Annotated in this window: 8 protein-coding genes; 1 reads left to right on the top strand and 7 read right to left on the bottom strand. The window is 73.2% G+C overall.

The genetic code is table 11. The features are described from left to right. The 7 genes from AOK09_RS26825 to AOK09_RS26795 form a co-directional block, all read right to left on the bottom strand. On the bottom strand, positions 1-600 hold a 600-nt coding region (locus tag AOK09_RS26825), incomplete at its 3' end, for an alpha/beta fold hydrolase (protein WP_055589835.1). A gap of 98 nt (positions 601-698) precedes the next feature. Next, on the bottom strand, positions 699-1583 hold the full coding sequence (locus AOK09_RS26820; RefSeq protein WP_055589834.1) for an aminoglycoside phosphotransferase family protein: 885 nt from the start codon (positions 1581-1583) through the stop codon (positions 699-701). A 186-nt stretch (positions 1584-1769) separates the two neighbouring features. Then, positions 1770-2564 carry an SDR family NAD(P)-dependent oxidoreductase gene (locus AOK09_RS26815; protein ID WP_055589833.1) on the bottom strand — a complete coding sequence of 265 codons (795 nt, stop codon included), beginning with the start codon at positions 2562-2564 and terminating at the stop codon, positions 1770-1772. Positions 2565-2929: 365 nt separating this feature from the next. Further along, positions 2930-3463, bottom strand: coding sequence for a chloramphenicol phosphotransferase CPT (cpt, locus tag AOK09_RS26810; RefSeq protein ID WP_245687493.1), 534 nt, complete (start codon positions 3461-3463; stop codon positions 2930-2932). Positions 3464-3703: 240 nt separating this feature from the next. Next, entirely contained in the window at positions 3704-4702 is a 999-nt protein-coding gene (gene gap, locus AOK09_RS26805; protein ID WP_055589831.1) for a type I glyceraldehyde-3-phosphate dehydrogenase, read from the bottom strand. Between the two features lie 104 nt (positions 4703-4806). Beyond that, the gene (locus tag AOK09_RS26800) at positions 4807-5766 is read right to left on the bottom strand and encodes a GlxA family transcriptional regulator (protein WP_055589830.1); all 960 of its coding nucleotides are present in this window, start codon (positions 5764-5766) and stop codon (positions 4807-4809) included. Positions 5767-5929: 163 nt separating this feature from the next. Next, the gene (locus tag AOK09_RS26795; RefSeq protein WP_055589829.1) at positions 5930-6715 is read right to left on the bottom strand and encodes a hypothetical protein; all 786 of its coding nucleotides are present in this window, start codon (positions 6713-6715) and stop codon (positions 5930-5932) included. Between the two features lie 142 nt (positions 6716-6857). Between AOK09_RS26795 and AOK09_RS26790 the strand changes: the two genes are divergently transcribed. Continuing rightward, positions 6858-8168: an MFS transporter gene (locus tag AOK09_RS26790; protein ID WP_079063461.1), complete on the top strand. Its 1311-nt coding sequence runs from the start codon at positions 6858-6860 to the stop codon at positions 8166-8168. Positions 8169-8748: the final 580 nt, after the last annotated feature.

The following is an 8748-nucleotide window of genomic DNA, read 5'->3' as shown; positions in this document are numbered from 1 at the left end:
CTGGAGGAAGGATCGCTGGACGTTCTCCGCCAGCGAGCCCACCATCACCTCGCGGTCGAAGCGAGGCCACCATCCGCCTTCCCGTTCCTCCAGCCCGGCCGCCCAGCCCGCCCCGACCGGTCCCCCGCCGAGGAACGCCGCTGCCGCCTCGGGTGACGGAAACGGCACGGGCCAGGAGTCCAGCCATGTGCCGATGCCCACGAGGCCGTCCGGGTCAGGACGGCCGGGTCCTGCCTCGACGAGTGCGAGCGCCCGGACCAGCTCCGGGTGTGCCGCGGCGGCGAGCATGGCCGTGTGGCCGCCCAGCGACTGGCCGACCAGGACGGGTCGTCTCAGTTCCAGCTGGTCGGCGACGGCGACGACGTCCGCGACATAGGCGGCGCGGGAGACGTCCTGCGGACGGCGCTCGCTGGCGCCGTGCCCGCGCTGGTCGACCGCGACGACGCGGTACCGCGGGCTCAGGCGCCGCGCCAGCGCGTCCCACTCACCCAGATGGCCGGCCAGGCCGTGCAACAGCACGACGGGCTGTCCCGTCCCGCCCCAGTCCCTGCAGACAAGGCGGACACCGTCCCGTACCACCACACGTTCGGACCACGCCACGCCAAACCTCCGGAAGATCAGCCGTCCCGATCATGCCGCCCGGGGGCCGGCACGTTCAAGGAGATCACCGACTTCCGGGCCGCCCCCGCCCGGAGGCCTCACTCCTCCCCCAGCACCGCCCGGATCACATGCCGGGCGTTGTCCGCCATCGCGGGGTTCGTCCTGCGGTAGTACGGCAGCGCGACCAGCGCCTGCGAGAGGGTCCGTCCGCGGCCGCGGCTCCATGTCGCGTCGTCCACGTCCAGCGCCTCACGGAAGACCTTCCGCGCGTCGGCCGGGAGGAGGTTCCAGGCCGGGAACAGATCGCACGCCGGATCGCCCGTCCCCAGGCACCCGAAGTCGATGACCGAGGTCAGCCTGCCACCGTCCACCAGCAGGTTGCCCGGCATCAGATCGGCGTGCAGCCACACCGGCGGCCCCTCCCGGCCCGGGGTCCGGAGTGTGGCGTCCCACACGGCAGCGGCGGCGTCGCAGTCGACACCCTCCTGCGGGATCCCGCGCAGTTCCTCGATCGCCGCGCGGGTCTGCGCGTCGAGCGCGGCGACCGGGCCGCCGCGGTGGGCCCGCGGCGCCCCTGGCAGGGTGACGCTCCGCATCGCCGCCACGAACCGGGCCAGATCCGCCGCCAGCAGCGCGGGCTCGGTCAACGCTCCCGCCTCGGGGTTGCTCCCCGGCAGCCACCGGTACACCGACCAGGGCCAGGGATAACCCTCGGCGGGCTTCCCGGCGCCGAGCACCTCGGGAACGGCCACGGGCAGCCGGGGTGCGAGGCGGGGCAGCCACTCCTGCTCCGTGTACACGTCCTTGGCCCCGTTCGCGACCAGCGGCAGCCGTACGACCATGTCGTCGCCGAGCCGGTACATGGCGTTGACCGTGCCACCGGACGGCAGCCGGCGGACCGCCGACCCGGCCCACCGCGGGAACTGTCCCGCGATCAGCCGCCGTACCAGTTCCTCGTCGACGGGGTGCATTCCGGGGTGCATCTGCCCAGCGCTCACGGTGTGCCATCCGACCGCCGGAGGCCGGGCGGCGTCAAACGGTTTCCGGCGGACCCCACCACCGCGGCACCCCCGGCCCGGACCGTACCCGGCCCCGTCCTCCCGGCCTGAGGCCCTCCGCCTCCCGCACTCGGCACGGCCGGGGCGGCGGGGCGCAGCGGCGGCGGCGGATCACAACGTCTTGATCTGGCCGCCGTCGATGGTGAACTCGGCTCCGGTGATGTTGCCGGCGAGCGGGGAGGCGAGAAAGAGGGCCAGATCGGCGACCTCGTGGGGTTCGGTGACCCGGCCGGTGGAGATGCCCATGCTCTGCGGCAGGACGACGTCCATGGCCTCCTGGGCGCTGGTGCCGGCCTGGGCGGCCGTGGCATCGGCGAAGGCGCCCGGAGCGGTCCAGAAGGGTGTGCGTACCGGTCCGGGGGCGATCGCGTTGACCCGGACGCCGCGGGGGGCGAACTCCTCGGACAGTGCCTTGGTGAGGCTCGCCAGCCCGGCCTTGGCTGCGGAGTAGTCCACGACGAAGGGGAAGGGCAGGCGGGCGTTGATGGAGCTGATGTTGACGACGGCCCCGCCGCCGGTGTCCAGCAGGTGGGGAAGCGCCGCACGGGTGGTCCGGACCGCACTGAACAGGGTCATGTTGAAGATCCGCTGCCACTCTGCGTCGTCGATGTCCAGGAAGCTCTGGCGGGACGTCGCGGCACCCAGGTTGTTGACCAGGACGTCCACCCTTGCGTGCTTGTCCATCGCCTGCCGGACGAGTGTGTCCGGTCCGTCCGCGGTGGACAGGTCCACCGGGACGGCGGTGACGCCGTACTTCTGGTGGAGCGCCTCGAGCTCGGGGGTGACGCTCCGGCTGCCGGCGACGACCTGTGCGCCCTCCCTGGCGAACGCCTCGGCGATGGCCAGGCCGATGCCCTTGCTCGCTCCGGTGACGACGGCGACCTTGTCCTTGAGCTGCAGGTCCACGACGGTCCTTTCCCTGGTGACCATGCCCCTGGACCGAGAGTAGGCGGGACCTGCGCCACCGGCTCGGATGAAGAGCCGGTCCAATCGTGTGGAAGTTGCCCGCCGGGAATCGCAGTGCGCCTCCCCCGCCGTCCCGGGTGCGGGGCCCGCCGGCCGGAGCGGTCGTCCGATGCGGGGTGGGTGCCGTCTTCCTTCCCCAGTCGGCCGTGATCGACCTCCGGGGACGGCGCCGGTTGACGCCGCCTCACTTGCGGTGGCGTGGCGTCCTCGCTTCACGGCCCGCGGTCGTCAGGCGCGGCGAGCCGGTGCGTCGCGGGAGAGCCTGCGGGGCGGTACGTCGGCCGTGTGCGCGGGACGGGCCCCGATCACACGACATGCGCGGCGATGACACGCGCGCACTCCATCGACTCCGCACGGGCGGTGTCCACCTCCAGGTCGTAGACCACGCCCCGGTGAACGATCTCCGCCTGGGACGCGGCCATCCCGGTGACCCGGTCGCCCCTCGCGATCTCACGGCCGGCGGCGACCTCGCCGTCGCACCTGACGCCGACCCACAGCACGCCTAGTCCGTCCAGAGCCTTCCGCCATCGCTGCTGGGAGTCGGCTCCGCCGAGGAAGACCTCGTCGATGACGATCCGCGCACCCGCACGGGCCATCGCGGCGACGCCCTCGGCCCAGGCCTTGTCCAGCAGCTGGAACTCGGGTCCGACGAGCACCTCTCCGTCCGGAGCGAACGTGATCCCCGCCTCCGACGTCTTCATGGACGCCGGCATCGCCTCCACCAGTGTGTCGGCCCCGAAGGCCAGCCACGGGTCCGGCAGAACCGCCTGCAGACACCGGACGATCCCCGACTTCCCGGAGCTGGAACCACCGTTGACGACGATCACCTGAGTCCTCACCGCGCCACCATAGAAGCACCGCGCGACCATGGGAAACGGATTCACGGCGGCCGTGTCCGTACGCAGGCCCGAAGCGGGGCTGCCGGCTCCCCGCCGTGCCCGGTCCGGGACCGATACGGCTTCAGGGCCTCACCCAGGCGAACCGCCCGGCAGCCGTCGCCGCCAGGGCCCGCGCCCGGCTGCCGCGTACCCCGAACGCCGTCGGCGCGGCCCCGGGGCGGGGCCGCCCCGACGGGCGGTTCAGTGCGCGGCGAGCAGGTCGAGGGTGTCGACCACGCGGTTGGAGAAGCCCCACTCGTTGTCGTACCAGGCGACCACCTTGACATGGCGGCCGTCGACCCGGGTGAGGGCCGAGTCGAAGATCGACGAGGCGGGGTTGCCGGTGATGTCGGCGGACACCAGCGGGTCGTCCGAGTACTCCAGGATGCCGGCGAGCGGTCCCTGCGCCGCGTCCCGGTACGCCGCCAGCACCTCGTCGCGTGTCACATCGCGGGCGACGGTCGTGTTGAGTTCCACGATCGAACCCACCGGGACCGGCACGCGGATCGAGTCGCCCGACAGCTTGCCGTCGAGGTTCGGCAGCACCAGACCGATCGCCTTGGCGGCCCCCGTCGTGGTCGGCACGATGTTGACGGCGGCGGCGCGGGCGCGGCGGGCGTCGCGGTGCGGGCCGTCCTGCAGGTTCTGCTCCTGCGTGTAGGCGTGCACCGTCGTCATGAAGCCGTGCTCGATGCCGGCGAGCGTGTCCAGCACCGAGGCCAGCGGCGCCAGCGCGTTGGTCGTGCACGAGGCGTTCGAGATCACGGTGTGCGCGGCCGGGTCGTACGCGTCGGTGTTGACCCCGTAGGCGAGGGTGACATCGGCCCCGTCCGACGGTGCGCTGACGAGCACCTTCCTGGCGCCCGCCTTGAGGTGGGCGCGGGCGGCCTCCGCCGAGGTGAAGCGGCCGGTGGCCTCGAGCACGATGTCGACGCCCAGCTCGGCCCAGGGCAGCTGCGCGGGTTCGCGCTCGGCGTGCACCGCGATGCGGCGGCCGTCGACGACCAGGGTGCTGCCGTCGACCGACACCGGGCGGCCCAGCCGGCCGGCCGTCGTGTCGTAGGCGAGGAGCCGGGCGAGGGTGGCGGGCTCGGTCAGGTCGTTGACGGCGACGACCTCCAGGGCGCTGTCGCGTTCCAGCAGGGCACGCAGCACATTGCGTCCGATGCGGCCGAATCCGTTGATGGCGATACGAGTCATGAGTGGTGTCCCTTCGTTTCGCCACCAGGTTCGCCCGCGGCGCCCGGCGGGGACAGCGGCGCGATCGCCATGGTCCGCAAGGATCGTGCCAGCCGGCGGCGGGCCTACTCGCCCCGGGCGAACGTGCGCCGGTACTCGCTCGGCGTGGTCCCGAGGATCCGCTGGAAGTGCAGCCGCAGATTGGCGCCCGTACCGAGGCCGACGTCGGCGGCGATCTGCTCGACGCCGCGCTCCGAGCGTTCCAGCAGTTCGCGGGCGACGTCGATGCGGGCGCGCATGACCCACTGCATGGGGGTGTACCCGGTGTCCTCGGCGAAGCGCCGCGAGAAGGTGCGCGGCGACACCGCGGCGTGCCGGGCGAGCACCTCGAGGGTGAGGGGTTCGCCGAGCCGGCGCAGCGCCCATTCGCGGGTGGCGGCGAACCGCTCGCCGAGCGGTTCGGGCACGCTGCGCGGCACGTACTGTGCCTGGCCACCGCTGCGGTAGGGGGCCGCGACCAGGCGCCGGGCGGCGTGGTTGGACGCGGCCACCCCGAGGTCGCCGCGCAGGATGTGCAGGCAGAGGTCGATGCCCGAGGCGGCGCCGGCCGACGTCAGCACGCTGCCCTCGTCGACGAAGAGGACGTTTCCGTCGACCTGGATCAGCGGGTGCTTCCGGGCCAGTGCCCGGGTGTAGTGCCAGTGCGTCGTGGCCCGTCTGCCGTCGAGCAGTCCCGTGGCGGCGAGGGCGAAGGCTCCCGTGGAGATGGCGGCGAGCCGCCCTCCGCGGTGGTGGGCGGCGATCAGCGCGTCGACGACGGCCGGCGGCGGGTCGTCGCGGTCCGGGAACCGGTAGCCGGGGATGAAGACGATGTCGGCCCACTCCAGGGCGTCTAGGCCGTGGGCGACCGCGTACGAGAGGCCGTCCCCGCCGGTCACCAGACCGGGTGCGGCGCCGCACACCCGCACCTCGTACGGCATGCTCGCGCGGGTGGTGAAAACCTGCGCCGGGATGCCGACGTCGAGCGGCTTCGCGCCCTCGAGCACGAGGACGGCGACGCGATGGCGGCGGGTGGCGGCTGACACGCAGGACAGGGTACGCGGGCCGCGAAGGCGGTCCGTCCGCTGCGCCGGGGGCCTCCTGGCATCCAGGACTCTGCCCTGTCGGCAGGCGGAGGCGCGGGCCGCCCGGCGGGTACGTGCGCGTGGTGGCAGGCGGAGGTGCGGGGCAGTTCTCCGGCGGGCCTGTTCAGGGAGCGATCTGCCGCCTGCCCGCGAGTGACAGCTGATGGAGCGTCCAGCCGCGGCCTCGTGGATCGAGCGGGCGGGTGGCCGCTCGGAAGATCTCCGCGGCACGGCGGTACGAAAGGCGCCCGCGGCCGGTGGTGAACAGGGGCCCGTCGACCCGGCCGAGGACCAGCAGCGGAAGCAGCCGGGCGGTGCCCTCGCCCCAGTGCAGGGGCGGCTGCTCGGGCCGCCGGGTGCGCCGGCCGGGTACGTCGAGGTCGTCGATGTCGAGGGCGAGGAGACGTTCGATCGGTGCCCCGGTCTCGTACAGCAGATGCCAGAAGGTCTGCTCGCGCAGCGATGCGGGCAGTCCCAGGATGCCGCGGGCCTCACGGGCACCCATCCGCACGTCGTCCGTGGCCGGCTCCGGCGCCCGGCAGGGGCGCAGCCGGGTCGTGGGGTCGCCGGTCAGCCAGCCCTGCGTCCGCCACCAGCCGACCGCGCCGACAAGGATGGACAGCTCCCGGTTGGCCGTACGGGCGCCGACGGCCGCGCACCGGGTGTCCAGCGCCTGCTGGAGCCGGGTCGCGGTGAGCGGGTCGTCCAGGAGCGCCAGGGGCAGGACGGGCGGCACCGCGTTGCGGCGCGCTGCGCCCAGGGGCGGGGTGCGGTCCACCAGTGCCCACGCCCAGGTGGTAAGGGCGATCCGGTAGATCCGCCGGGAGCCGCCGCCCAGGGTGGCCCCGGAGAGGAACCGGTCGACGGCGACGGCGTACTCCACGGGCTGACTCGGGCGGCCGGCGTCCATCAGAGCTCACTTCCCTTGCTGTTCCGACCGCAGTAAATAGTTATGAGGTGTGCCTGAGCCCATCATAGATTGATTCGAGGCCGCTCAAGTTTTTGCTCCGCGTTTCTGGCGTGTCATCGCGCGGGCCCTGCATCCTGCGGCCATGACCCCTGATCGGCGACTCACGCTGGTGCGTGAGCGCGACTTCCGCCGCTTCCTCCTCGGCTACACCACCTCGATGCTGGGCTCCGCGATGGCCTCGGTCGCGCTGACCTTCGCGATCCTGGAGAGCGGGGGCGGCGGCACGGTGCTGGGCCGGGTCATGGCGGCCCGCATCCTTCCCCTGGTTCTCCTGCTGCTCGTCGGCGGAGTGATCAGCGACCGTACGGGCAGTCGGCGGTCCATGCTGACGGCCGACGTCGTGCGCTGTGCCACCCAGCTCGGCCTGGTCGCGGTCCTGCTCGGCGGCAGACCGCCCCAGTGGGCCCTGCTTGGTCTGGTGGGCCTCTGGGGTACCGCGGAGGCGCTGTTCACCCCTGCGCTGGGTGCCCTTCTTCCGCAGCTGGTGCGGCCGGACTCGCTCTCCGACGCCAACGCCCTGATGGAGACCGCGCGTTCGGCGGCCTCCATCGCCGGGCCGGTGCTGGCCGGTCTGCTGACGGCGGCGGTGAACGCGTCCTCGGTGCTGGCGCTGGACGCCGCCAGCTACGCGGTGAGCGTGGTCGTGCTGCTGCTGTTGCCCCGCACGGAACCCCACAGGGAACCGCACACGGGACCGTCCACCGGGGGCACCTCGTCGTTCCTGGGACAACTCGGCGACGCGTGGACGGAGTTCAGGTCCCACACCTGGCTGTGGGTCACCGCTGTGCAGGGCTGCCTCTTCAACCTCGTCGTATGGGGACCGTTCCTGGTGCTCGGCCCCGTCGTCGCCGAGCAGCGGCTCGGTGGGGCGACCGCATGGGGCCTGGTCATGGCGATGTACGGGTGTGGTGCGGTGACGGGGGGCCTGGTGATGATCGGACGCAGGCCGCGCCGGCCGATGCTGGTGTCCACCGTGGCGGCCCTCGGCTGGTCCCTGCCGTCGGCCGCGCTGGCGGGCGGCTGTCCGCCGGCGTGGGTCTGCGGTGCCGCGCTGGCCGCCGGTGCCGGATCGGCGGTCTGCGGCACTCTCTTCGCGACCTCCGTGCAGCGCCGGGTACGGCCGGGGATGCTCGCACGGGTCAACGCCTGCACGTCGTTCGGGGCGTTTGTGCTCGGTCCCGTCGGGCTGGCCGCGGCCGGACCGGTCTCCTCGCTGATCGGCACCTCCGGGGTCCTGGGGTTCGGTGCGATGTGGCAGGTCGCGGCGGTCGTGGCGGTGCTCGCCCTTCCGTCCGTCCGCGCCGTGTTCCCCCCGCCCCCTTGTCCGGAGCGGCAGGACTCGCCGCCGGGGCGGGCGCAGGATCCCGGCGAACGGGCGCCCTCGGCGCCGTAGGGCGCCCCGCGGCCCGCGGGATGGTCTGCGGCCGGGTGCGGTCACCCGACCTGGGCCGCCGCCACCGCGGGGACTACGGGGTCCACACCGACAGCGGCAGCGGAGCCGCATCATCGCCTGTCGCCGTGCAGCTGATGCTCTGTCAACCCACAGCATGGGGTGGTCCCGGAGGGTCGCGCCGAAGGCCCGCTCCACCGGTAGCCGCTGGCCCCCGGTCCCGGTGGCGCACCGGCGGAGTGCATCCCTCCGCCGCGCTGTCAACGCTTCTGCCGCAAAAAAGAGAGCGCTCTCAGCTCATTGACGAGTGCTCATGACAAGTCGATAGTTGCTCCTGCATCCGACGCTGTCCGGTCCACGCCGGAGCGTTCCGGCGCGGTCCACGCCGGACCGTGTCGGCCTGGAGCCGCGCCATCCTGCCCGAGAAACGGGACCGTCCATGATCTCGCGACGCTCTCTGCCCACCCGACGCCGGCCTCCGGCCCGGCGTTCCGAGCTCGCACTCCCCGGACGCCACCCCGGTCCCGTCCCCGGCAGGCTGACACGGCGACGGCCCGGCCCGTCGCCCGCTCCCCCCGTGAAG

The sequence above is a fragment of the Peterkaempfera griseoplana genome (assembly GCF_001418575.1).
In the GTDB taxonomy this organism is placed as follows: domain Bacteria; phylum Actinomycetota; class Actinomycetes; order Streptomycetales; family Streptomycetaceae; genus Peterkaempfera; species Peterkaempfera griseoplana.
Note: the sequence above shows the minus strand (reverse complement) of the source record. Positions and strands in the feature narration are given on the sequence as shown.

Bases quoted from the DNA above. Each gene is read 5' to 3' on its own strand.
- AOK09_RS26790 (WP_079063461.1), top strand. From the start codon at position 6,858: ATGACCCCTGATCGGCGACTCACGCTGGTGCGTGAGCGCGACTTCCGC.
- AOK09_RS26820 (WP_055589834.1), bottom strand. From the start codon at position 1,583: ATGCACCCCGGAATGCACCCCGTCGACGAGGAACTGGTACGGCGGCTG.
- gap (WP_055589831.1), bottom strand. From the start codon at position 4,702: ATGACTCGTATCGCCATCAACGGATTCGGCCGCATCGGACGCAATGTG.
- AOK09_RS26795 (WP_055589829.1), bottom strand. From the start codon at position 6,715: ATGGACGCCGGCCGCCCGAGTCAGCCCGTGGAGTACGCCGTCGCCGTC.